Source organism: Acidobacteriota bacterium, from assembly GCA_038040445.1.
GTDB classification, from domain to species: Bacteria; Acidobacteriota; Blastocatellia; order UBA7656; family UBA7656; genus Onstottus_A; species Onstottus_A frigus.
Window position 1 is genome coordinate 19,225 of record JBBPIG010000006.1, and the last position, 24,558, is coordinate 43,782.

Sequence of the window (24,558 nt, forward strand, 5' to 3'; positions counted from 1 at the left end):
GAACTTGCACAGCGACCGGTCGGTTGACCCGGATCACAGGTTGGGAAGGGTGGCTTGCCCCCGCGTTCGCAGCCAATTCCTTGAAAGACAAGAGCGGGGGCAAGCCCACCTTCCCGACCTGTGATCCTGCCCATTGATCCTTGACCGCCATGTTCATGCATCACGAATCACGGATCACGCATCACGGATCACGCATCGGGTCCTGGTATGCCGCTCAATATCGATGAAAGCACGCAAGAGTTCATCCGCGGGCATCGCGTAGCTCGTTTAGCAACCAGCGACGCACTTGGACAGCCGGCGGTTGTTCCCATCTGTTATGCGTTCGACGGGGAGAGCTTTTACGTGGCGCTCGACGAGAAAGCAAAGAGCGTCGCGGATCAAGAGCTGAAGCGCGTGAGAAACATTCGCGCCAATTCGCGGGTCGCGCTTATCATTGACGACTACTCGGAGGACTGGAGCAAGCTGGTGTACGTTCTCATAAGCGGCGCCGGAATGATTATCTCGCCGGCGGAGAACGCTTCCGAGCACGCGCGCGCGGTCGAACTATTGCGCGAAAAATATCCGCAGTACCGTTCGATGGCGATTGACGAAAGACCGATGATCAAGATCACGCCTACGAGATTTAAGCTGTGGAGCGCTCGCTGAAAGAGGGAGACCCTGGGAGCGCAGGCATCCTTGCCTGCCGGCCTCACGCAACCAGACCCTCTCCAAAGAAAAGGGGGAAGCACTCAAGCCTGCGCTCCCAGGCTTAAAGGTTATGCAGGTTCTTACTTCAACGGCTCATTTGATATTTGACGACGCGCTTGCTGCGGCGCGCGAAGGCGAAGTCACTCCCAGCATCGCGCGCGCTCTCATACGCGCACGCGACGGCGCTGAGCTTGACTCGTTGATGGCTGGGGCGGCTGAGCTGCGCAATCGCGTCACGGGTCGTCGCATTACCTACTCGAAGAAAGTTTTCATACCGCTAACGAACCTCTGCCGCGACTATTGTGGCTACTGCACGTTTCGTAAGGATCCTGGCCAGCCCGGCGCGCTAACGATGACCCCCGACGAAGTGCTCGCGGTAGCGGAAGCGGGAGCGCGATTGGGCTGCAAAGAAGCGCTGTTCAGTCTTGGCGATCGGCCCGAGGCAATCTTCCCCGAGATGCGCGAGACGCTCGCCGGGCTCGGTCATCGAACAACGTTGTCTTATCTAGCCGAGATGTGCGAGCGAGTGTTGAATGAAACAGGACTGCTGCCGCATGCGAACCCCGGCCTGATGGGAAGGAGAGATCTGGAGACTCTTCGCCGGTTCAACCCGAGTATGGGTCTGATGCTTGAAAACGTAAGCGAGCGGCTGACTCTTCCCGGCATGCCTCACGACAACGCGCCGGACAAACCGCCGTCGCTCCGGCTCAAGACAATTGAAGTCGCCGGCCGGTTGAATATCCCATTCACGACCGGAATCCTGATCGGCATCGGCGAGACCCTGGATGAACGAGTTGATGCGCTTTTCGCGATACGCGAGCTGCACGAGCGCTACGGTCACATTCAGGAAGTGATCGTTCAGAACTTCCGCGCGAAGCCTGAAATCCCGATGCGTGATCATCCGGAACCGAGCCAGTCGGATCACGCACGAACCATTGCAGTCGCCCGGCTGGTGCTCGGTTCAATGAACGTGCAAGCGCCGCCGAATCTTTCGGACGACGACTATCCGTTCTTGCTCAAAGCCGGGTTGAATGATTGGGGCGGAATTTCGCCGCTGACGCCTGACTTCATCAATCCCGAAAAACCGTGGCCTCACATTGAGAAGCTCGCCGAGCGAACCGCGGCTGAAGGCTTCGAGTTAACAGAGCGGCTCAGTATTTATCCTGAGTTTATTTGCCGGGATGAATTCATCGACGAGGGGCTTCGCCGCCGGGTGCGGTGGATGTCCGACGATCAGGGATACGCGAGGCGTTGATTAAGAGAAAGATCGATGAAGGTAACGAACTGCGAACGGGCGGTTAGTTCAGGGAGGCAATCCGGGTGTACGTCAGGTTTTCGCGCATCACCTCTGACAGAGGTGATGCGCGAAAGTCTGACGCGCGCCTAGGCAATTCCACCGGGGTTTTGTAGACGAGGACAACTATGACGTGGCTATATCTGGCGCTGGCAATACTGCTCGAAGTGTCGGGCACAACGTGCATGAAATTGTCTGAAGGTTTCACGAAGGTGGTTCCTTCGATCTTGCTGTTTGTGTTTTACACTCTGAGCTTCGGTATGCTGACGTTGGCGCTGAAGAAGCTTGACGTGAGCGTCGCATACGCAGTGTGGTCCGGGGTGGGAACCGCTTTGATCGCCACGATCGGGGTGCTCTGGTTCAAGGAGCCGGCTACGGCGCTGAAGCTGATCTCACTCGGCTTGATCATAATCGGAGTCGTCGGATTGAACCTCAGCGGCGGAGCACACTAATTGGAGATTGAGCATGAAGGACTATCACATCAACATCTTCTACAGCGAAGAGGACGGCGGTTACATCGCCGACATCCCCGACCTTGAGGCGTGTTCAGCGTTTGGAATCACACCTGAAGACGCGCTCAAGGAAGTGCAGATCGCCAAGGACGCGTGGATTGAAGCCGCGCGCTCGGAGGGCAAGCCGATTCCGAGTCCAAGGTACCGGCCCGCTATTTACCAGGTAGCATGATTTCGGCTTAGCGGAGAAACTGACATCGACACAGCTCCTTTCAAAGAATTGGCCGTAAGCCTTGCTCGACTCGGCCCTCACTTCCATAGTCGCGGATGGGTGCTCGGGACAAGCGGCAACTTCAGCGCGGTGGTGAGCCGCGACCCGCTGCGCCTGGCCATCACTTCCAGCAGCGTCGATAAAGGCGAGCTCACCGCCGATCACATTCTTCAGATTGATGGCGACGCCAATGTACTCGAGGGCGCGGGCCGGCCCTCGGCTGAAACCTTGCTACATCTCACAGTCGCGCGCCTCCGTGGCGCCGGCGCCGTGTTGCACACCCATTCGGTTTGGAGCAATATTCTTTCCGGCGCGACCGAGCATGGCCTGAGCATTGAGGGGTACGAAATGCTCAAAGGGCTTGAAGGAGTTTCGACGCACGAGCATCGCGAGTGGCTGCCGATAATCGACAACTCGCAGGATATGGCTCAACTCGCGAGATCGGTCGAAACCACATTGAACGAGCATCCGCACGCGCACGGTTTCCTGTTGCGCCGGCACGGACTCTACACCTGGGGCGCGGACATAGCGGAAGCGAAGCGCCACGTTGAGATTCTGGAGTTCTTATTGGAAGTGTTAGGGCGAACCTACAGCACCTCGAGATGAGCGCGAAGTTCGGAGGAAGAAGTAATGGCCATCGTCACAATCACCGGCGAGAATCGCACGCTGCGAGATCGAGAAGCTATCACCGGCTACCTGGCAAGCATCGGAATCGAATACGAGCGATGGGACTCGTCGCGCGATATTTCTTCCAATGCGCCTGCGGACGAGATCCTTGGCGCTTACTCTGACGAGATTGAAGAGCTCAAAGCCCGGGGAGGCTACGTCACCGCGGACGTGATCGACGTGAACCCGCAGACGCCCGGACTGGAAGCGATGCTGGCAAAGTTCAATCGCGAGCACTGGCACGACGAAGACGAGGTTCGCTTCATCATTCACGGCCGCGGGGTGTTTCACATCCATCCGCCTGACGGCGCGGTCGTGGCCATCGAGGTCGAAGCCGGCGATTTGATCCGCGTCCCGCGAGGCACCTGGCATTGGTTCAACCTGTGCGAGACCCGCGAGATCAGAGCGATCCGCTTGTTCCAGGACCCGGCGGGCTGGGCCCCTAACTACACCGAGAGCGGAGTGGATGCCGGGTATGAGCCGATGTGTTTCGGACCTTCGCATGTCCCGTCGCAAAGTGCAATCAACTAGGGGTATCCGCGCAAATCAGTCGAATCAGTGTCATCCGTGGTCTATGCGTCACCGGCAATACGAATCTCACGAACAAATCGACCACGGACGACGCGGGTTTGGACGCGGGTTTGACGGATTCGCACCGATCAAGAGATGACTATGCCGACTCCTTTCGAGAACGCGCAGTTGAATCTTCAGCTCTTCGAGCTGCGCCGCGAGCCGGTGCTTCGGCAGGCGCGCGACTGGTTCCTGCGCGAATTCAACCCGGAGAGCTTCACCGAACTCGTCACGATCGTGAGCGGCGAGCGAAACGCGTTCTTCCGCATGGTGATTGGTTATTGGGACATGGCAGCCTCGCTGGTGACAACCGGCGCCATTGATGGCGACGCGTTCCGCGCGGCGCACGGGGAGATATTTGCAACCTTCAGCAAGATTCAACCCTATCTGGCCGAGCTACGCGCCGCGAGTGGAGAACCCGATATCTGTAAGCACATGGAAGCTGTCATCTTTGCCGACCCTACTGCGGAGGCAATCCTCGCACGCCGCCGCGAAGCGCTGCGCGACGCCGCTGCAAAGGCGCGTGGATCAAAAAGCCCGCGGTTGGCAAACGCATAGGACGCTGCAGCCGGCGAGAACCGCGGCGCGTCTAGCTGATTTGAGAGTAGCGCCGGCGGCTTGCGGAAGGAGCCGCAGGCCGTAGCTTCAGTTCTCGACTCTTATCGTGACGTCGCCTTTCACAAAACCCGTCAAAGTCCTTCTTCTCGACATCGAGGGCACAACCACTCCGATTGATTTCGTTTACAAAATACTTTTCCCCTACGCGCGAAAAAATGTGAAGCCTTATCTTGCGGCCCATCGATCGTCGCCCGAAGTGCAGCCGGACATTCGCGCCTTGCTCGAGGAAAACGCGGAAGACGCCAGGTGTGAGCTTGATCCGCCGCTGTTGAAGGGACCTGCTGAACACGTCCCGGTCGATCGGGTCGCCGCATATGTGCAATGGCTGATGGATCGCGATAGAAAGTCGACGCCGTTGAAATCACTTCAAGGAAAACTTTGGGAAGAAGGATATGGAAACGGCGAGCTGCGCAGTCAGATCTTCGAAGACGTGACGCGCGCATTCAAGCGGTGGCGCGAGCAGAACAAAGAGATTTGCATTTACTCGTCGGGCAGCGTGCTTGCGCAAAGGCTGTTGTTCGCGAACACCGAAGCGGGCGACCTCACTTCGTTCATCAGCGGCTACTTCGACACTAACATCGGTGCAAAGCAAGACCCGGAGAGCTACCGCCGCATTGCAAACTCGCTCGAGCGGCTGCCGGACGAAATAGTTTTTGTGTCTGATGTGACCGCTGAGTTGGACGCCGCCGCGTCCGCTGGTTTCGAAACGTTGCTATGCGTGCGGCCGGGAAATCCTATTCAAGGACCATCGCCCAGCCACGCGGTGATTCACAGTTTTGACGAAATATCGCCGAATTGACTCGAATGGCTATGACACCAGTGACGTGCTAGATTTCACATTGAGTAAATCGTCACCCAAACTGATTTTTTGGTCCTTTCAAAACTGATGAAGAGATTACCTCCAAAGCTCAAAGAGTTCTGCCAGAAACAGGAGCTGTTGCGCCTTGCTTACATTGACCGTGGCCAGCCGCGAGTAGTTCCGGTGTGGTTTGTAGTCATCGGGCGCGACTACTACGCCGGCACCTACGCCAACAGTCCGAAGTGGAAGGCCCTCAAACGCAAAGCGCGCGTCGCGTGGGTAATCGACGGTGGGAAGCAAGGCAAGTATAAAGGCGTTTCGATGTTTGGCGCTGCCGAAGAGGTAACCGATAAAAAGCTGCGAGCCAGGATCTACCGTGCGTTGGGCGAGAAATACTTCGCTTCGGCCGTTCATCCGAAACACATCGAGATATGGGGCGAGGCCGATGATCCCTCGCCGGCTTACATGCGGCTGAAGGCTGAAGACGGATTCTGGTGGGAGTACTGAGATGACTTCGCTGAACGACATTCAGTGGGACGCGCCTGGCAGGCTGGACAATCTGCTGGCGAAGATTGATCCGGCGGTGACGCGCGTCCTCGAAGCAGCGCTGAACGGGGAAGATCTCGGCTTTGACGACGGGTTGATTCTGGCGCGCACCAGCGGCCACGAGTTGGAGGCGCTGGTGCTTGCGGCAGATCGCATCAGGCGCGAGCGCGTTGGCGATGTGATTACCTACGTCGTGAATCGAAACATCAACTTCACCAACATTTGTTTTATCGGGTGCCGCTTCTGCGCGTTCAGCCGCGCGCCTCGCGAGAAGGACGCTTACTTCCACTCATTCGAAGAAATCGGGCGTCGATCCATCGAAGCGTGGGAGCGAGGCGCTCGCGAAGTATGCGTGCAAGGCGGGCTGCCTCGCGATCTCGATCCGTTCTACTATCGCGACCTGCTTCACGCAATCAAGCAGGCAACTCCGCAGATGCACATCCACGCGTTCTCTCCGATGGAAGTCGCGTACGGCGTCGAGCTGACCGGGATGCCGCTCCCGGATTACCTGGCGATGTTGAAAGATGCCGGGCTTGGAACGTTGCCCGGCACCGCGGCTGAAATCCTGGACGATGGTGTTCGCCATCAGATCGAGCGGATCAAGCTCAAGGTGTCCGAGTGGCTCGACGTGATAAAAACGGCGCATAGACTCGGCATACGCACTACGTCGACGATGATGTACGGTCATACCGAAAACGAGGAACACTGGGTTCGTCACTTGATGCTGCTGCGGGACGTTCAGAAGGAGACCGGCGGCTTCACCGAGTTCGTTCCCCTCGGATTCGTTCACGAGTTCACGCAGTTGTATCGATCGGGTGATGCGCGCCCCGGACCAACCGTCGATGAACATCTGAAGGTTCATGCGCTGTCGCGGCTGATGCTCCAAGGTTGGATAGACAACATTCAGGTTTCGTGGGTAAAGATGTCGCGCGAGGTAACTCAAGCCTGTTTGCGCGCGGGAGCAAACGACTACGGCGGAACGCTGATGAACGAGAACATCTCTCGGCTAGCCGGCGCGACTTCGGGTGAGTATCTTTCGCCTGAAGACTTTCACGGGCGCATTCGCGAGCTGGGGCGAGTCCCCGCGGAGCGAACAACGCTCTACAAGATAGTGGAGATTTACGGTTAGAAAGCTCGAACCGATTCTGCAAAGCGCGTAGCGCGCTCACAGGAAAGAAACCTCGCTCGATATCTCTGAAGAAAAAAGGAATTTATCATGAAGACCAGCCGAAATAACCGGGTCATTGTGGTTGTGCTGATCGGTGGCATGATCCTCGCCGGGGCGATATTTGTCTCCAAGGATAGCAACCAGCAGCCAGCCACGGTGGTTGCTCCGCTCGATTCAGGTGCTGCCGGTTCGCCTCAGCCGGAAGGCGTTCCGGGTTCGCCTCAGCCGCCAGGCCCTGCTCCGGCAGGGAAGGTCTGGAATACCGAGCACGGCCATTGGCATGTCGCGCCCGGTGCTCCGGCAGCTTCGGGAGCCGGGGGCCAGCCAGGTGCGGCTCAGCCAGCGTTTCAACCGGGTCCCCAACCGCCAGGCCCGGTTCCCGCAGGCAAAATCTGGTCTGCCGAGCACGGGCACTGGCACGACGCACCGAAATGACGCACCGACGAATAAGAGGGTCGTCCTCATTGAAAGATGTCGCGCGAGGTAACCCAAGCCTGTTTGTGTGCGGGAGCAAACGACTACGGCGGTTCGCTGATGAACGAGAACATCTCTCGATTGGCCGGCCCGACTTCGGGTGAGTATTGGGTACGAAATCCGTGCGAACCCGTCAAACCAGTGTCATCGGTGGTCTATGAGTTCGCAAGAATCGCATTGCCAGCGCCGCATAGCCCACGGATAACACTGATCGCTTGTTAGCTTGGAGTCTTAGAGTCCTTTGCGAGTCTTAGCGACTTTGCGCGAAACCCGTTGCTCGCAAAGAACGCAAAGACTCGCAAAGGTCTCTAAGAACTCTTCAGCTTCAGGAGCTTCGCCGCATTGTCGTGCAGGATCTTCTGTCGCACTTCCGGTGAAAACCCTTCCAGCGCGTCGAAGTCCGCTAGCCACCGCTGCGGCGTGATGAACGGATAGTCGCTCCCGAACAGTATTCGATCCTGCAACCGCCCTCGAGCCTCGTCCATTATCGCTTTGGGAACGTACTTCGGAGACCAGCCCGACAGATCCATAAACACGTTAGACTTGTGCCCGATGATCGCGAGCATCTCTTCGTGCCACGGCCAGGCCGGGTGCGCTCCGATGATCGTAAGCTGGGGAAAATCGGCGGCAACGTGATCCAGATAGATGGGCCGCGTGTAGTCGAGCTTTATTCCCATCCCTCCCGGCGTTCCTGCTCCAAGCCCGTTCGTGCCGGTATGAAACAACGCCGGTACGCCAAGCTCGGCAATCTTTTCGTAAAGCGGGTAGAACCGTGAGTCGTTCGGATAAAAGGCCTGTATGCCGGGATGAAACTTCGCTCCGATCAACCCAAGCTCACTGATGGCGCGCTGCATCTCCGCGACCGCGCGCTTGCCCTTCCACGGATCTACGCTGGCGAAGCCGACAAATTGTTTCGGGTACTTCTTGACGACATCAGCAACTTCATCATTTGTAAGAGGCGGCAGTCCGGTTGCGGTCTCAGCGTCCCACGCCAACAGCACTGCGACGATGTCGAGTTCTTCGTAGACGCGCGCGACTTCGTCCATCTCGCGCACGGGGACTTTGCTTCGAAAGAACGCCTCCGCCGGTTCCTTGAATGGCTTGACCGAACCGTCGAGGAAGCTCGCCGTCGGCAGGTGGACGTGTATGTCGATCGCGTTTGGCATTGGTTTCGCCTTTCTTCGCTTTTCGGATGTCCTTGCCTTCAAGAGAGTAGACGCAACCGCTCAATCAATACAACTCCTGCTCCGTCCCACGAAAACTTCGCCTCATTGAGAATAGCGGCCTGCTACTGGCGTGTGGTATTCTCTCCGTCAGGTTCATGATCCTGGACACAGTAGATTCGATCAATGGTGTTGCTATCCGCCTAACCGAAGAGCGCTGGGATCACATAGTTGGTCGAAGGCCTTACATGGCGACTTATTACGAGAAGGTGCTCGATGCTGTGCAGAATCCCTCTTTCATTCTTCGAGGTGCGCGGGGATCGCTTGTCGCAGTACTAGCGCTCGGACGGAGAAGATACTGTTGGTGTTCTACAGAGAGGTCAGTAAGCTCGACGGCTTCATCATCACAGCGTACATCGATGATGCTGTCGACCGGAGCAAGATCATATGGCGCGCAGACCGATAGGAGCTAGCCCGAGCCGCTTGCTTGTTAGCGCCGCCCAGCGCATACAGATTCCCACCTTGCCAGTTCGGGTCGAGTACGACGCCGATGTCGATACCTTGTACCTGCGGTTTAGAGAAGGCGTAGCTCCCACTCGCAGCAAGGGCGATATCGAGAAAGGTGTGGTCTACGATTACCGCGGGAAGGAACTCATAGGCATCGAGATCCTAAACGCATCACAACCTTCCGAGTCACAGCCCGACTCCGAACAAAACACCAGATAGAGCACGAAGAAAGGGTGCAACGGATTCTCACTGATCCGATCCGTGAGAATCCGTCGCACCCGTTCGATTCGTGGTCGATTCTGGTTACTGCCCCGTTCGAGCCACGGCCTGACCCGGAAGCGGCTTGCGCGGAAGCTTCTTGTCGCGCATCGCCGTGTTGTACACGAACGCGGCCATGATCGTAGCCGCCTGTTTCATGTCGTCCTCTTGGATGCGATCATACACGTCCATATTCGAGTGGTGAGTTCTTGTCTCGTACTCGATCTGGTCCTGTATGAACTGAAATCCCGGCAGCCCCACACCATCGAATGACTGATGGTCGGTTCCCCCGGTATTCGCAATCGATATCGTCGCCACCGGCAACTCCCTCGGCGTCGCGGCCTTTGGATCCGGCGCAGGCCCCGCTCCGATCATATCTCTGAACGGAGCGAACCATGCCCTGAAGATCGTTCGCATTTCCTCGTTGCCTTGCAGGTAAATCCCTCGAATCTTGCCCGTACCATTGTCGAGATTGAAGTAGCCGGCAAACTTATCGTGATCGGGTTTGAGCTCGAACTGAGGAGGCGCCTGTTGGGCGGGTGGAGTCTGATCGGCGCCTGTGCCGAAGCGAGGGTCGGGACCGAGGCGTTTGCCGAAGTGTTCGGCCACGTAAGCGCGCGAGCCCAGCAGCCCCTGCTCTTCGCCGCTCCAGAGTCCGATCCGAATCGTTCGACGAGGCTGCAAACCAAGCGTCTTAAGTATTCGCAGCGCTTCCATGCACACAGCCGAACCCGCGGCGTTGTCTGTAGCGCCGGTGCCGCTATGCCACGAGTCGAAGTGCGCTCCGAGCATCACGATCTCGTCCTTCAGGTCCGTTCCCGGAATCTCGGCGATAACGTTATGGCTCATCAGGTCCTGATCGTAGTACTTCGTCGAGACGTTGAACTCGAGAGTGACCGGCGCTCCTCGCTGAATCATTCGAATGATCCGGTTGTAGTGTTCGGCGGCAACTACGACTTGAGGAACAAATGGCGGCGCGTCTTTGTCTCGAATCGTTTTCTGCTTCTCTCGCGGCGTGTCCGCCGGATAGACGAGAGTGGCGGATTGAACGAACATCGTTCCGCCGTCGCCGCGCCCAGGCTCGAGCACCAACGCCGCGCCTTCCTGCTGTAGCATCAACCACTTCTTAGTCAGAAGCGCGGCGGCTGCTCGCTGCTCGTCGGTCATCCGAAAATTTCTACCTCCGCCCTGGCCTCCTGCGCCGGGCGGTTCGGCATTCGCGAGCCTCAATAACTCTTCGTCGGTTTGACGACGGCTGAGCGCTTCAAAATGTGCTTTGAGTTCGCGAGGAGCCGTGAGCAGAACTATCGCGCCCTTGAGTTTGCCTGTGAAGTTGGCGAGGTCGGCCTCAGTCTTTGCGTTGAAGTATACCGGCTGAGCGCGAACTACTCCGTTGGTGCCGGGTGACCAGGCCTTCGGATACGCAATCAGCGGAGCGTAGTTGGGTTTGATCATGCTGGCCGAAAACCCTTCAAGCGACCAGCCTCGCCCGAACGGCCCCCACGCTTCGAGGCGCGCGTTCTGCAAGCCCCACGAGGCGAGCTTCTGTTTGGCCCACTCCTGCGCCGCCCGAATGCCCGGCGAGCCGGTGAGCCGCGGCCCCGGGACATCGGTGAGGTAACTGAGAGTTTCCATCACCTGTGAGCGCTTCATTCCCTCTTCTTTGATCTTGGTGATCGCTTCCTGATCAAACTTCTCCTGGGGCGCTCCGGCGCTGACTGCGACGCCTGAGGCCAACGAGGTCACGATCGTTAGCAGGATAGCCGTGTATCTCTTGAACATTTCTTCCTCCGTGTGAGATCGAGGCCTGGGAGCGCAGGCATACCTGCCTGCTTGGCGTTGTGCTAGAGGAGGCAGGCAGGGATGCCTGCGCTCCCAGGGCCATGTACCCAACCGCAATCGATGCGGTTACTGTTTTGTAGCTGCCTGGCCCGCGCGCTTTGGTTCGAGCAGCAGGCGCTCGGCCGTGTGCTTCTCTACTTTCTCGCGAGTGAACAGCAGCGGGAAGTATCTGCCTTCCGCCCAAAGCTGCAACAGGTCGCCATAGTGCGGGCTTCCCGGTTGCCCCGATTGACCCGGCACGTTGATCGCGACCGAGTTGTCCCAGTCGCTGAGATCGAGTATCTCGCGAAACGATGCGCCGCTTCGTTGAATGAACCTCGCGCCGGCTGTAGCGTTGACCGTGTTCCCGTCGCCTCCGCGAGAGACAGGCTTCAGATCGAACACCGCGCGTCTCGCATCATCAGTCGAGAGCAGATGCTTGAACTCCGCTAAGTGAAGATCACCCCATCGCCATTTTTTCATGTCTTGCCCGAATCGCGCCCGGAGCTCGGTCACGGCTTCGTCGAAGCTGGCGGATATGAGCACGGCCGCTTTAGCTTGCGCGTTGGCTCCCAAGGTCTTCTCGTCGGGAAGTCGCAGCACTCGTATCATCCGGGTGAACAAGGACGCGCCGCTCACCAGACTCTTAGCTTCTGAAGGAACAACTCGACTGGCAAAGTTTGAACTGAGTTTCTGAAGCCACACTTCGAAAATCGCCGCGGCTGCGGAGTCTTTTGCCAGCACGCAGTCCCATCTAAGCATAAACTCGGCTGCTTCTTGCGTGCTGACGGCAAACTCGACCAGCTTCCCTCTCAGCAACGGCACAAGCTCGCGCGCCGGGAGAGACGTCTCGTCATGTTGCAAGCGCTCGAAGTCTTCGATCGTAAACTTGCCGCCCTTCCCCAGGACTTCCTCGATGCGATGAAACCGAAACGGCGCCGCCCATTCGAAGTTGATCTCGTGCTTGTAGCCTTCGGGGATGATCTTGTGATTCGCAGTCGCGATGAAATTCTTCGACGGGTTGTAAGCGCGCGGCAGCTCCGAAAGCGGAAGCCATCCTTTCCACTCGTAACGGCCCGAGCTGCCGGGCACGGGAAGCAACCCCGACCATCCCTCTCGTAGCGGCGCCGACCCCGCGGCTTGCCATCCGATGTTGCCGTCCACATCCGCGTACACCAGATTCTCGGACGGAACGCGCCATCGCTCGAGCGCTTTCAAGAACTCTTTCCAGTTCTTCGCGCGGTCGAGCGAGAGCGACGCGAGATAGCCCGCCGATCCCGGCTCGCTGCCGACCCAGCGTAGCGCATACGCGCGATGAAGCTTCGGGTCCTCGTAGATCACAGGTCCGTGACGGGTGAAGCGAAGCTCGACTTCGACGGCCGCGGGCTTACCCTTTACCTCGATCATCTCGCGCTCGATCTTCATCTTCTCCCAGTTGTTCTTGTAGCGATACTGCGTTGGATCTTGTGGGTTGGTCTGTTCGACATATAGGTCTTGCTGATCGATGCCGACGATTGTGAATCCGAAGCCGACTCGCTCGTTGTGACCTGCCGCGACTCCCGGCAGCGTCGGCTCTCCGGCGCCGATCACGTTCCAGCCCGGACCGACGAGATGAACAAGGTACCGAAGCGACGGCAGGCTAATGTTTCGATGAGGATCGTTCGCGAGAATAGGCTTGCCGGTTTTGGTGAGGGCGCCGCTGACTACCCAGTTGTTAGAGCCTTCGCTTGAATTGCCAAACGACACCTGTCCGCTGGCGGCGTTCGCGGCCGCTAGAATCTTGCCATCGATTCCGTTCAGATCCAGGCCCTCGGGCACTTCGAGCTTCTTGAAGGGATCGGTCTCTACAAGCTCGCTGGTCTTGTCGGTTCCGAGCATTCGCGCGAGTTGCGCGCGCAAGACTTCGCTCGACGCGTTGCGAGTCATGATGTAACCGGCCATTCGAGTCAGGCAGGCTTCGGGCGTCCACGGCTCGGGGCGTGTTCCGGTCAGTTGAAACTCAATCGGCAAACGCTCGCGGCTGATCTCAATGAAGGCGTTCACTCCCCGGACGAATGATTCGATGATCGTCTTCGCGTCCGGCGCGTAGCTCTTCCACTCGGCTTCCATATCGCCGCGATAGCGCATCAGCCGCGCGAACTTGTCTCGCTCGATTGCTGAAGGCCCAAGGATTTCGGCGAGCTTTCCTTCGCCGGTTCGCCGCCATATTTCCATCTGCCACAGCCGGTCTTGAGCTGCGACGAAGCCTTGAGCGAAAAACAAATCTTCTTGAGTCTGTGCGTATATGTGCGCGACTCCCCAGGTGTCGCGTAGCACCTCGACCGGCTTCGACAACCCTTCCATCTCGATGCGCCCGGAAGTTTGAGCCAGCGCCGCGCGAGCTTGCCTGGCAAGGTCCGAACGGGCGTAGACTTTAGTCTGCGCAGCACTTACTGAGGAATCATTTGTCCAGGTCGAAAGGTTCTGGCTCGAGCCAATCGCAACCAATAAACCCAGACCGAGAGCTATCGCGGCGAGTTTTCTCATAAGCCTGCCATCACTGGAGAGTTCTATTGGCGTGAAAGCTCACTGAATTCCACTGCGCGCCTGGAAGACCGATATGCTATTGCGGTGAGCGGCTGGCGTCAACCTTTGGCGGCGAAAAAGAATCCACTCAGGCGAGGATTGCTTACCGCACAAGCGAGAGTATAATCGCTGGTACTTCCTGGGTAATCATTCGTTTGAACATCGCGACCGCACTGGAGCTGTCAGATGGAAGACAAGCCCGATTACCTGGAACACCGAAAGAGGCTCCGCGAGAAATTCCTTAAAGCGGGTGCCGAGGCACTTCACGATTACGAGCTAGTCGAGCTGCTGCTGACCTACGCAATTCCCCGACTCAACGTCAAACCTTCAGCGAAAGCTTTGATGAAGCGCTTTGGCACGCTGAACGGGGTGCTCGATGGCGCTCAAGACGAGCTCGAGGAGGTCCCCGGCGTTGGCGCGGCGTCTGCCGTCTTGATTCGACTGGTCAAGGGACTCTTCGAGGCTTATCTGAAGGAGCGGATGGAGAGCAAGGACGTGCTCTCGTCACCGAGCGCCGTGATCGATTTCGCTCGCGTGAAACTGGCCGGGCTTCCGCACGAAGCTTTCATGGTTATCTACTTGAACGTCAAGAACCGGGTGATCGACCACGAGGTGCTTCAAGAGGGAACGGTCGACCGAGCGATAGTCTATCCTCGCCAAATAATCAAAGCTGCGCTGACTCACAAGGCGGCAGGATTGATCTTGAGCCACAACCATCCAAGCGGCGACCCGGAGCCTTCGCAGGAGGACAAGCACCTGACGCGGTCAGTCGTCGAAGCGGCGCGCACGATTGAGATCAGGGTGCTGGATCATATCATCGTCGGAAAGAACGGGTATTTTAGTTTTCAAGAGAACCGGTTGTTGTGAAGACGGTGAATAGGACCTATTGGACGTATTGGACCTATTCGGCCTATTGGGAGTATTCCTACTATGAACCAAGACAAACTAATCCCCGCCCACGGCGGCTATCGTCAACTAAAATCCTTCCAGCACGCCGAGCTGGTCTATGACGCCACTGTTAAGTTTTGCGATCGGTTCATCGACAAGCGCTCGCGGACGCACGACCAGATGGTGCAGGCCGCGCGCAGCGGACGACAGAACATCGCTGAGGGAAGCCAGGCCTCCGGAACCTCGAAGAAATTCGAGTTGAAACTGGTTGGTGTGGCACGCGCAAGCCTCGAAGAACTCTTGCTGGACTACGAGGACTTCCTACGGCAGCGCGGTTTGGCGCTGTGGGGCAAGAACCATCCTACCGCCCAAGCGGTGCGCCGCCTGGCCTATGAAAAGAATAGGTCTTATTTGACGTATAGGTCCTATATTGAGGAATCCCCACCAGAGGTAGCCGCAAACATATTGGTGTGCCTCATCCACCAGACCAATTACCTTCTGGACCAACAACTGCGGCAGCTTGAACAGGCTTTCCTCAAGGAGGGTGGCTTCACAGAGCGGCTCTATCAGGCCCGCTCCAGGAGTAGAAAATAATCCGGGTGGTTGGGCACGAGATCGACGGGTTATTGCGCGGGGAACTCGACGCCTTCGTAGAGGCTATTCAGCGCGACGGGGTATTCCGCAGTCTTCACACATTCTCGCCGGCGCCGGGCGTGATTGCTCACCACTCTGACCCTGTGCTATAAGCCTTGAGCCATCGCAATTGAGAATCACCACACGGGCGATGGTTATCCTGCGCAGCGGCGGCAAGGTACACGGAAGTCTGGCGTGCGCGCCGATGACTCAGACTGCGCTCCGCGACTGAACGCGCTCTCCTGCGCTGATTGGAACAAAACAATGGCCGACGAAAAAGACGAAGAGCGTCTGGCGATCCCCGCGCAAGACCCCGATGCCTATGAGCGAGAAGAGACGACAGATCTGAAGGACGAGACGCCGGATCGCCCGAAAGGCATGCCCCTGCACACCCGCATCCTGATAGGCCTGATTGTGGGCGTCAGCGCCGGAATTGCAACCAACTATTTCTGGGGCGGCGATAATGCTCGCGTCAACTGGGTCGTCACAAATATCACCGAGCCCGTAGGCCAGCTCTTTCTTCGCTTGCTATTGATGACCGTAATACCGCTGGTCTTCTCGTCGCTGGTGATAGGCGTTGCGGGTATCGGAGATGTGCGCAAGCTCGGCCGCGTTGGCCTGAAATGTCTGGCCTACACTGTAGTCATTTCCGCGATCTCAGTCGTCATCGGGCTGACTCTGGCCAACACCGTCAAGCCCGGCAAGCGCATTGATCCCGGGACCGCGGCGGCGCTCCAGGCGCGCTACGGATCAGACGCCACCAAGCAAGTGGAAGAGGCGCAAAAACCAGGGGCGTCGGACTCGGTGCTGATGACGGTGGTAAAGACCATCGTGCCGACCAATCCCATTGCAGCCATTGCCGGCGTAAAGCGTGATCCGAAAGAAGGCGACACGCCGAACATGATTCATCTGATGTTCTTCGCTCTGATTCTGGGTGTCGCGACGACGATGATCTCGACTTCGGTGTCCGCGCCGTTCGTGCGGGTGCTCGAGGCAGTCTATGAGATCTCTGCCAAGATCATAGACATCATCATGAAGTTCGCGCCGTTCGCGGTTGCGTGTTTGCTGTTCAATAACACGGCGCGCTTTGGGCTGGATTTGCTGTGGGCGCTCGCTTGGTTTGTGGCGACGGTTCTGGCTGGCCTGGCGATTCACATGTTTGGTGTCTACTCGCTATCGGTCTATTTCCTTTCTCGCTTGTCGCCTCTCGATTTTTTCCGCCGGATCAAGACCGTGATGCTGACGGCGTTTTCGACTTCGTCTTCCAACGCAACACTGCCCACCGCTTTGCGAGTGTCGGAGGAGAATCTGGGGGTGCCGCGCGAGATCAACAGCTTTGTGTTGACGGTTGGCGCTACTGCCAATCAAAACGGCACCGCTCTCTATGAAGGCGTCACCGTGTTGTTTCTCGCGCAGCTTGCCGGAATTGATCTTACGCTGGGCCAGCAAGTAATGGTGGCGTACCTGGCCATCCTCGGAGGCATAGGAACAGCAGGAGTGCCATCGGGCTCAATCCCGTTCATAGTTGTTGTGCTGGTGACTATCGGGGTCAACCCCGCGCTGATCGCGATCATTTTAGGTGTGGACCGCATACTTGATATGTGCCGCACGACCTTGAATGTGGTCGGCGATATAACGGCGGCGACCTACGTCGCCCGCTCGGAAGGGTATGAACTCCTAAGACCGCCCCGGCACGCGTAGATCGCCAGCCAAACTCCGTCCAACGGAGTTGTGGCGCTTTCATACTCAGCCTACACGGACGCGAGGCGCCGGTCCCGACGTGTTCACTGGCAATTCCACCACCCCCAGTTGGGGGGCCACGAACTGCATTGGTGGATGCACCTCTGTGAAGTTGAGGCGTTGATCAAACCAATCACCTGTGCCGGGACAAACAACGATGCTGTCTCTCACTTAGCGCGTTATGCTAATATGGCGCCGCGAGGTTTGGTTATGTCATCGAGAACCAGTGCGACAATCGAAGACCTCTACAACATACCCGAAAACGGCAAGGCTGAGATCATCAACGGAGAGGTTGTACGAATCAGGCCAACCGGTGGAATCCCAGGGCGTGCGAGCGGCAACGTGTTCTTCAGCTTGCGTAGCTACGAAAGAAAGATGGGCGGCAGCTATGCAGTACCCGACAACGTAGGATTCATTGTTGACTTACCGAATCGCCAGTCCTTCAGCCCCGATGCCGCCTGGTACACGGGTGAACTCGAAGGCTTGAAGTTTGCTGACGGTGCTCCCGCTTTTGCTGTCGAGGTCAGAAGCGAGAATGACTACGGACCGGCAGCAGAACGAGAGCTAGCCGCGAAGCGACGCGACTACTTTGCCGCCGGAACTCTCGTTGTGTGGGACGTAGACCTGCTCGGCGACGATGTGATCAAAGTCTACCGATTCACCGATCCAGAAACCCCGACATTCTACAAACGTGGTGACATTGCAGGGGCAGAACCGGCAGTACCCGGCTGGACGATGCCCGTTGATGAACTGTTCGACTAACTCCCACTACTTCGAAAGCAGGCATCAGCCATATCATTCATCTCGATCGATGCCCATTGAGCAGCGGGCGAAGCGCCTGGCCAGTGTAAGACTTCTTCGAGCGGGCGACGTCTTCGGGCGTGCCTTCGGCGACCACCTTGCCGCCGTCCTCGCCGCCTTCGGGTCCCAGGTCGATGACCCAATCCGCGCTCTTGATCACGTCGAGGTTGTGCTCTACCACAAGGACTGTGTTGCCGAGCGAGACCAATTGATGAAGCACGTCGAGCAGCTTACGAACGTCCTCGAAGTGCAATCCGGTTGTCGGCTCGTCAAGAATGTACAACGTGCGTCCGGTGGCTCGCTTCGACAGCTCCTTGGCCAGCTTGATGCGCTGTGCCTCGCCGCCTGAAAGCGTCGTCGCCGACTGGCCGAGCTTGATGTAGCCCAGCCCGACGTCGATCAGCGTCTGAAGCTTCACTTTGACCTGCGGAATATTCTCGAGCACCGGCAACCCTTCGTCGACCGTCGTGTCCAACAGGCCCGCTATCGAGTAGCCCTTGTACTTCACCGAAAGCGTCTCGCGATTGTAGCGCGCGCCGCGGCACACGTCACACATCACGTACACGTCGGGCAGAAAGTTCATCTCGATGCGCTTCATTCCGTCGCCCTGGCAGGTTTCGCATCTGCCCCCCTTTACGTTGAACGAGAAGCGGCCCGGCTTGTAGCCACGCTCCCGCGACTCGGGCAGCATCGCGTACAGCTCGCGGATGGGAGTGAACACGCCCGTGTAGGTCGCCGGGTTCGAGCGAGGTGTGCGGCCGATGGGTGACTGGTCGATCTCGATGATCTTGTCTATGTGCTCGAGCCCGGTCACTTCACGGTGCGCCCCTGGATCGTTCAAGCTGCGATAGAGTTTGCGGGCCAGGCTTCGATAAAGAATGTCGTCGACCAGCGTCGATTTGCCCGAACCCGAAACACCAGTCACTACGATGAACAATCCAAGAGGAAACCTGACGTCTATGTTCTTGAGGTTATTCGCGCGCGCGCCGAGCACCTCGATCGCCTTGCCGTTCGTACTCCGTCGCTCGGACGGAACTGCAATCGACAAGTCGCCGGCGATGTACCGCCCAGTGAGAGACGCAGAATTGCGGGCGATGTCCTCGGGAGTACCTTGCGCGACCACGAAGCCGCCGTGGGCGCCGGCGCCAGGACCCAGATCGACCACGTGATCGGCGCGGCGAATCGTCTCTTCGTCGTGCTCGACGACCAGCACGGTGTTTCCCAAGTCGCGAAGATGCTCGAGCGTGTCGAGCAGCTTGCGATTGTCGCGAGGGTGAAGCCCAATCGAAGGCTCGTCCAGCACGTACAGAACGCCTCGCAGTTGAGAGCCGATTTGCGTTGCAAGCCTGATGCGCTGGCCTTCACCGCCTGAGAGCGTGGACGAAGGTCTATCGAGCGTGATGTAGCCGAGCCCGACTGTGTCCAGAAAACTCATTCGCTGGCGAATCTCTCGCAAGATCAGTCCCGCGATTTTCTCCTCTCTGGCGTTCAGCTTGATTGCATTAAAGACTTTGACTGCTTGCGAGATGGGAATCGCAGTGTAGTCGGCGATGGCTCGGCCGCCAACTCGGACCGCAAGCGACGCAGGTTGAAGCCTGCGGCCCTGGCAAGCGGGACAAACGGTCGGCGATATTAGCGCTTCGAACGCCGCGATGCCGCTCTCGCTCTTCATATCTTCGGCGCGCGCCATCAGATACGGAACGGCGCCTTTCCAATCAGTCTTGTACTCATAAGCACCGTAACGCAGCGACAGTCTTTCTTTCGAGCCGTAGAAAAATGAGTCCTGCACCTTCTGCGGCAAGTCGGCGAACGCTTTGTCGGGCGAGATGCCCGCTTGCTTGGCCATCGATTTCAGCACATCGCGCAGGTAGTTGCTGATGTTCGTGTCGGGAGGAAACGGATCCTGATCGCTGATCGGAAGCTGCGGATCAGCGACGATCTTCGCCGGATCGATTTCCGCGCGGCTCCCCAGACCGTGACAATCGCGGCATGCGCCGTAGATGCTGTTGAATGAGAAGGAACGCGGCTCGAGGGTCGGAACCGAGATGCCGCACTCGGGGCAGGCCATCTTCTCCGAGTACAGGCGCTCTTCGCCGTCGACGATCGAGACCATTACCAGTCCGTCGGTGAGCTTCGCCGCAAGATGCACCGATTCATCGAGCCGCTTCTGCACGCCGTGTTTGATCAGCAGCCGGTCGACGACCACTTCGATCGTGTGGTTGCGGCGTTTGTCCAGTTTGATCTCTTCGTCGAGTTGGCGAATCTCGCCGTCTATGCGAGCCCGGTTGAATCCGGAGCGCGCGAGTTTCTCGATTTCCTTTTTGAATTCGCCTTTCCGCCCGCGAACGATTGGCGCGAGGATCATTACGCGCTCGCCTTCGGGCAGCGTCGCCATTTGTTGAACGATCTGATCGATCGATTGGCGTGAGATTGGGCGGCCGCACTTTGGACAATGCGGCAGACCGATCGAGGAGAACAACAGCCGCAGGTAGTCGTAGACTTCGGTCACAGTGCCCACGGTCGAGCGCGGGCTGCGCATCGTGGTCTTCTGCTCGATCGATATCGCCGGTGAGAGCCCTTCGATCGAATCGACGTCGGGCTTTTCAAGCTGGTCCAGAAACTGGCGTGCATAGGCGGACAGCGATTCGACGTAGCGGCGCTGGCCTTCGGCGTAGATGGTGTCGAAGGCCAGGCTCGACTTGCCCGAGCCTGAGAGACCGGTCACGACGGTCAGGCGATTGCGCGGAATCTCGAGACTTACGTCTTTTAGGTTGTGCTGGCGAGCGCCGCGAATTGTTATCTTATCTATCGCCATTCAGACCGAGCCCGCATAGAGAAGAATCCGCCTGGGTCGAGAACCTTTCATTGTACCCGGCGCCTGAGGAGACGTTCAAGGTGAGTCGATGTTGGATGGTGAGGCATTAGTGTGTTGCTAGGTGATCGAAAGGGCGTACTTTCATATGGCGTTAGGCCGCGCCCCAGTCATAGTCGGTTATTCATCTACATCTTGAGAGATCCTTGTAGATCTTTGAGTGCTGGAATGGATAGTTCTTCCATCGGCGGCGGGATGTGACAACAAACCTAGAACCGCGCAATTGATATACCTTTCTTTCGGTATACTCAGGGCAGCAATGCGGGACTCGAACATGTTCATCAGTCCATGAAGCAGCGGTGATAATTAAGGACCGCCCATTAATACACAGTCCCTTCGGCCCTTCTTGCGATTCGTGAAATATCTGCCTCACTGATCCCTCATGAAATTCATAGACAAAATAGTCCATACTGATTGGCCCGCTCCCCGGCTCCAGATCGCGGATAGCAATAACAGCCTCTTCTCTTCCATCGCCATTCAAATCAACATACCTTAGTAGTATCAGTCTCTCTTCGCTAAACATGCGCGGTATCGGTTCCTCTCGCGACAGTCCCTTGCGCAAAGCTATTTTGTTCGAAGGACCTGTGTCGTAGGTGAAGTTGTAGAAGTCGACAGATCGTATGCTAGTTTTGGTCTGTGCGAAGATCGGCCTCGTCTTGGGAAAGTACAGGAGGTTAGCCAAAACGAATAGGACGGTCATCCTGCAAAGGGTCATGATCGTTCACCCAGAGAACAGCTCGCAATTATTGAAATGAGGACGCTTCGTTATTGAATGCAGGACTCGTATTACTGAGCGGCATGTGCCAAGTGTTCGTTAACGCCATGAACAATGTCGCCCACGGTTAGAAATCGTGGAATGGCGTCGTCGGGAATCTTGATTCTGAATCGCTCTTCAAGAAGAAGGGCGATGTTGAGCGCGTCCAGCGAGTCGGCGCCCAGGTCTTTCATCAAATGCGTGCTGGGTCCCAGTTGACTGCGGTCCACGCGAAGCTCAGCGACGATGATGCTCTTCACGGCGTCTTCAATAGACTCAACAGCTTCTCTGGTCATAGCTCTTTTCCTCAACCTGATCTACTGCGGCCCAGATTTGAAGCCTTGATACTACTGCACACACGCGCGGACAACAAGCACCGCGTTGTTCCCGCCGAAGCCGAACGAGTTCGAGATCGCAGTCCTGAGCGGCGTCGTGCGTCCCACTCGGCGCGCGCCCTCGGTGACATAATCAAGATCGCACTGCGGATCCTGCTCTTCGTAGTTAATCGTCGGCGGGATGGTCTGGTTTTCAATCGCAAGCACAGTCGCGATGAATTCGATCGCGCCGGCTGCGCCCATCGAATGTCCGAGCATTGACTTGATCGAACTAACGGGGATCTCATAGGCGCGGCTCCCGAACACCCGCTTGATGGCCTCTGTCTCGGATGCGTCGTTCAGCTTGGTCGCCGTTCCGTGCGCGTTGATGTAGTCGATCTCCTTTGGATCGACGCCCGCATCTTTTAACGCGCGGGTTATCGCGTGCGCTTCGCCGTCGGGATCCGGGAACGTAATATGCGAAGCATCCGCCGTCGAGCCGTATCCGATGACCTCAGCATAGACGTGCGCTCCGCGCGCTCGGGCCGTTTCCAGATCCTCGAGGACGACGATCCCTGCGCCCTCGGCGAGCACGAATCCATCGCGGTTCGCGCTGAATGGCTTGCACGCGCGTTCGGGCGGTTCATTCTTCGTCGAGAGCACTCGCATTTCCTTCCACGCATCCATGACGACCGGAGTGATCGGAGCATCCACGCCCCCAGCTATCATTCGATCGGCGTGTCCGTAGCGAATCAGATGGAACGCTTGACCGATCGCGTTGGCGCCCGACGAACATGCCGTGGTCACGGTTATGTTTGGCCCGCGAGTTTTGAAGCGTATCGCAATGTTCGAAGACGAGGCGTTATACATCGACTTCGGTATCGCGATGGCCGACCGGCGGCCTTTTCCGTTCGAGAAAAACGCGCCGCAGAACTCCTCAATCGAGCTTTGGCCTCCAAACCCGGTCCCGAGGTAGACCCCGGCATCGTAACTATCGAGTTGCCCGTTGGTGAGGCCTGCTTCGCGCGTCGCCATACCGGTCGCCGCAATCGCCAGTTGAGATACGCGGTCAAGCCTCGACATCTCACGCTCGTCGAAGAGTTCCTCGGGCCGAAAGTCGCGGCAGACGCCGGCGATGTTGGTCTTGAGGTTCGTTGTATCAAAGTCTTCGATGTGCGATATACCGCTGCGCCCTTCGGCAAGCGCCTGCCAGACGCGCTCGCGCCCGACGCCAGTCGGCGCGATTATCCCGATTCCGGTTACAGCGATTCGCCTCATAACGAAGTGGGGGATAGGGGCCGGGGATTGGGGGTAGGCTTCTCATCCAACCCCCGGCCCCTAACGCCCAACCCCTAATTAATCAGCTCCAGCTTTTTACCTATGCGATACATGGATTCGAGCAGGCGCTCGGCCTGCTCGTCGGAGTGCGTTGCCATGCAGCTTATCCGCACCAGGCTGTGCGACACGGCGGGAGCGAGAACGGGATTCGTGTATATGCCCTCGCTCATCAACTCCCAGAAGAATTTGCAGACCAGCACTTCGTCATCCACGACAACCGGGATGATCGGGGTGAACCCCTCGAGCAGCTTGAAGCCGAGCCGCACCAGCTCGCGCCGTAACGATGCGCTCAACTCGCGCAAGCGCTGGCGCCGTTCCGGCTCGCGCTCGATTATTTCGATGGCTTTCAGCACGGCCGCCGCGTTTGCGGGAGCAAGTGAAGCCGAGTAGACAAATGCTCGACTGTGGTGCTTGATGAACTCGATAACGTCGCGCCTCGACGCTACAAAGCCGCCGATCGATGCGAACGACTTCGAGAAGGTCCCCATGACGACGTCGACGTCGGTTTCAACTCCGAAGTGTTCGGCGGAGCCACGGCCGTTGCTGCCAAGAACGCCGATGGCGTGCGCTTCGTCGACATAAATTCGCGCGCTGTACTTGCGAGCCAGCCGCACGATCTCAGGCAGATTGGCGGTGTCGCCTTCCATCGAAAAGACGCCGTCGACCACGATCATCCTGCCCTCATCGCTTTGAAGGCTTGCAAGCACCTTCTCGAGATCGGCCATGTCATTGTGGCGAAACCGGGTCGTTCGCGCGAATGATGCCAGACACCCGTCCAGTATAGAAGCGTGTATGTTGCGGTCCGCAATGATAACGTCGCCCTTTTGAGCGATCGTTGAAAGTGCTCCCAGATTCGTCTGAAACCCCGTACCAAAGACGAGCGCGTCCTCGCGCTTCATGAAGCGGGCGAGCGCCTTTTCCAGCTTCACGTGCAGATCCATTGTCCCGTTGAGCATCCGCGAGCCCGAGCAGCCTGTTCCATACAGGTCTATTGCTTGTTTAGCGGCAGCTTTGACTTCAGGGTTGGTGGTCAGCCCAAGGTAATTGTTCGAGCCGAACATGAGGATGCGGCGGTCACCCATCATCACTTCGGCTTCGCCTGAATCCGCGCCGCTGGAAAACTCGGTGAAATAGGGGTAGAGTCCCGCTCGCCGGAACTCGTCAGCCTTGGTGAATCCCACAGCCTTCTCGAACACGTCCTTCGTTACTGCGGGCGACCGCTGCTGCATAATAGACCTCACTCCACTGACTTTTGATATTACCGCTACCCCGTGTCACAAGGGACCCTGCCCGACTCTAAGCTCTCTGCAATGCGGAGATTATATATGAAAACATCGCGAGGGCAAGCTGAATAAGTAG

23 protein-coding genes are annotated in these 24,558 nt (G+C 57.7%); 16 read left to right on the forward strand and 7 right to left on the reverse strand.

All coding sequences use genetic code 11. From position 1 onward, the window contains the following. The first annotated feature begins 207 nt into the window (after positions 1–207). The 11 genes from AABO57_08080 to AABO57_08130 all read left to right on the forward strand — a co-directional run bounded on the left by AABO57_08080 (position 208) and on the right by AABO57_08130 (position 7,506). Positions 208–645, forward strand: a complete 438-nt coding sequence (locus tag AABO57_08080) for a TIGR03668 family PPOX class F420-dependent oxidoreductase (GenBank protein ID MEK6285684.1) — start codon at positions 208–210, stop codon at positions 643–645. Positions 646–757: 112 nt separating this feature from the next. Continuing rightward, on the forward strand, positions 758–1,942 hold the full coding sequence (gene cofG, locus AABO57_08085; GenBank protein MEK6285685.1) for a 7,8-didemethyl-8-hydroxy-5-deazariboflavin synthase CofG: 1,185 nt from the start codon (positions 758–760) through the stop codon (positions 1,940–1,942). Between the two features lie 167 nt (positions 1,943–2,109). Further along, the gene (locus tag AABO57_08090) at positions 2,110–2,433 is read left to right on the forward strand and encodes a multidrug efflux SMR transporter (GenBank protein MEK6285686.1); all 324 of its coding nucleotides are present in this window, start codon (positions 2,110–2,112) and stop codon (positions 2,431–2,433) included. 13 nt (positions 2,434–2,446) lie between these two features. Beyond that, positions 2,447–2,665 carry a type II toxin-antitoxin system HicB family antitoxin gene (locus AABO57_08095; GenBank protein MEK6285687.1) on the forward strand — a complete coding sequence of 73 codons (219 nt, stop codon included), beginning with the start codon at positions 2,447–2,449 and terminating at the stop codon, positions 2,663–2,665. A 48-nt stretch (positions 2,666–2,713) separates the two neighbouring features. Then, entirely contained in the window at positions 2,714–3,310 is a 597-nt protein-coding gene (gene mtnB / locus AABO57_08100) for a methylthioribulose 1-phosphate dehydratase (GenBank protein ID MEK6285688.1), read from the forward strand. Between the two features lie 24 nt (positions 3,311–3,334). Further along, positions 3,335–3,901 (forward strand): cupin domain-containing protein, encoded by a 567-nt coding sequence (locus AABO57_08105; GenBank protein ID MEK6285689.1) that lies wholly within the window; start codon positions 3,335–3,337, stop codon positions 3,899–3,901. Between the two features lie 141 nt (positions 3,902–4,042). Further along, positions 4,043–4,498 carry a hypothetical protein gene (locus AABO57_08110; protein MEK6285690.1) on the forward strand — a complete coding sequence of 152 codons (456 nt, stop codon included), beginning with the start codon at positions 4,043–4,045 and terminating at the stop codon, positions 4,496–4,498. Positions 4,499–4,604: 106 nt separating this feature from the next. Further along, positions 4,605–5,357 carry an acireductone synthase gene (mtnC, locus tag AABO57_08115; protein MEK6285691.1) on the forward strand — a complete coding sequence of 251 codons (753 nt, stop codon included), beginning with the start codon at positions 4,605–4,607 and terminating at the stop codon, positions 5,355–5,357. A gap of 87 nt (positions 5,358–5,444) precedes the next feature. Next, positions 5,445–5,864, forward strand: a complete 420-nt coding sequence (locus AABO57_08120) for a pyridoxamine 5'-phosphate oxidase family protein (protein ID MEK6285692.1) — start codon at positions 5,445–5,447, stop codon at positions 5,862–5,864. Between the two features lies 1 nt (position 5,865). Next, the gene (gene cofH / locus AABO57_08125; GenBank protein ID MEK6285693.1) at positions 5,866–7,032 is read left to right on the forward strand and encodes a 5-amino-6-(D-ribitylamino)uracil--L-tyrosine 4-hydroxyphenyl transferase CofH; all 1,167 of its coding nucleotides are present in this window, start codon (positions 5,866–5,868) and stop codon (positions 7,030–7,032) included. 87 nt (positions 7,033–7,119) lie between these two features. After that, on the forward strand, positions 7,120–7,506 hold the full coding sequence (locus AABO57_08130; GenBank protein ID MEK6285694.1) for a hypothetical protein: 387 nt from the start codon (positions 7,120–7,122) through the stop codon (positions 7,504–7,506). Between the two features lie 347 nt (positions 7,507–7,853). Here the strand turns inward: AABO57_08130 and AABO57_08135 are convergent, their stop codons facing one another. Beyond that, positions 7,854–8,711, reverse strand: a complete 858-nt coding sequence (locus tag AABO57_08135; GenBank protein ID MEK6285695.1) for an amidohydrolase family protein — start codon at positions 8,709–8,711, stop codon at positions 7,854–7,856. 444 nt (positions 8,712–9,155) lie between these two features. Here AABO57_08135 and AABO57_08140 point away from each other — a divergent pair, with 444 nt between their 5' ends. Continuing rightward, positions 9,156–9,434, forward strand: coding sequence for a DUF2283 domain-containing protein (locus tag AABO57_08140; protein ID MEK6285696.1), 279 nt, complete (start codon positions 9,156–9,158; stop codon positions 9,432–9,434). 84 nt (positions 9,435–9,518) lie between these two features. On the opposite strand, the gene AABO57_08145 is transcribed toward AABO57_08140, so the two are convergent. After that, the gene (locus tag AABO57_08145) at positions 9,519–11,255 is read right to left on the reverse strand and encodes a M20/M25/M40 family metallo-hydrolase (protein MEK6285697.1); all 1,737 of its coding nucleotides are present in this window, start codon (positions 11,253–11,255) and stop codon (positions 9,519–9,521) included. 126 nt (positions 11,256–11,381) lie between these two features. Beyond that, positions 11,382–13,820: a penicillin acylase family protein gene (locus tag AABO57_08150; GenBank protein MEK6285698.1), complete on the reverse strand. Its 2,439-nt coding sequence runs from the start codon at positions 13,818–13,820 to the stop codon at positions 11,382–11,384. A 225-nt stretch (positions 13,821–14,045) separates the two neighbouring features. Here AABO57_08150 and radC point away from each other — a divergent pair, with 225 nt between their 5' ends. From radC to AABO57_08170, 4 genes are all read left to right on the forward strand, one after another. Beyond that, a complete protein-coding gene (gene radC, locus AABO57_08155; protein MEK6285699.1) occupies positions 14,046–14,726 on the forward strand; it encodes a DNA repair protein RadC in 681 nt (226 codons plus the stop codon). Positions 14,727–14,789: 63 nt separating this feature from the next. Continuing rightward, a complete protein-coding gene (locus AABO57_08160) occupies positions 14,790–15,341 on the forward strand; it encodes a four helix bundle suffix domain-containing protein (protein MEK6285700.1) in 552 nt (183 codons plus the stop codon). A gap of 303 nt (positions 15,342–15,644) precedes the next feature. Beyond that, the gene (locus AABO57_08165; GenBank protein MEK6285701.1) at positions 15,645–17,081 is read left to right on the forward strand and encodes a dicarboxylate/amino acid:cation symporter; all 1,437 of its coding nucleotides are present in this window, start codon (positions 15,645–15,647) and stop codon (positions 17,079–17,081) included. A gap of 249 nt (positions 17,082–17,330) precedes the next feature. Further along, the gene (locus AABO57_08170; protein MEK6285702.1) at positions 17,331–17,882 is read left to right on the forward strand and encodes a Uma2 family endonuclease; all 552 of its coding nucleotides are present in this window, start codon (positions 17,331–17,333) and stop codon (positions 17,880–17,882) included. Positions 17,883–17,919: 37 nt separating this feature from the next. Here AABO57_08170 and uvrA read toward each other — a convergent pair whose 3' ends face one another. The 4 genes from uvrA to AABO57_08190 form a co-directional block, all read right to left on the reverse strand. Next, complete coding sequence (uvrA, locus tag AABO57_08175) at positions 17,920–20,736, reverse strand: excinuclease ABC subunit UvrA (protein MEK6285703.1); 2,817 nt, start codon at positions 20,734–20,736, stop codon at positions 17,920–17,922. Positions 20,737–21,579: 843 nt separating this feature from the next. Next, entirely contained in the window at positions 21,580–21,843 is a 264-nt protein-coding gene (locus tag AABO57_08180) for an acyl carrier protein (protein ID MEK6285704.1), read from the reverse strand. Positions 21,844–21,894: 51 nt separating this feature from the next. Continuing rightward, positions 21,895–23,139, reverse strand: coding sequence for a beta-ketoacyl-ACP synthase II (gene fabF / locus AABO57_08185; GenBank protein MEK6285705.1), 1,245 nt, complete (start codon positions 23,137–23,139; stop codon positions 21,895–21,897). A 74-nt stretch (positions 23,140–23,213) separates the two neighbouring features. Continuing rightward, positions 23,214–24,428 carry an aminotransferase class I/II-fold pyridoxal phosphate-dependent enzyme gene (locus AABO57_08190; GenBank protein MEK6285706.1) on the reverse strand — a complete coding sequence of 405 codons (1,215 nt, stop codon included), beginning with the start codon at positions 24,426–24,428 and terminating at the stop codon, positions 23,214–23,216. Between the last annotated feature and the right edge of the window lie 130 nt (positions 24,429–24,558).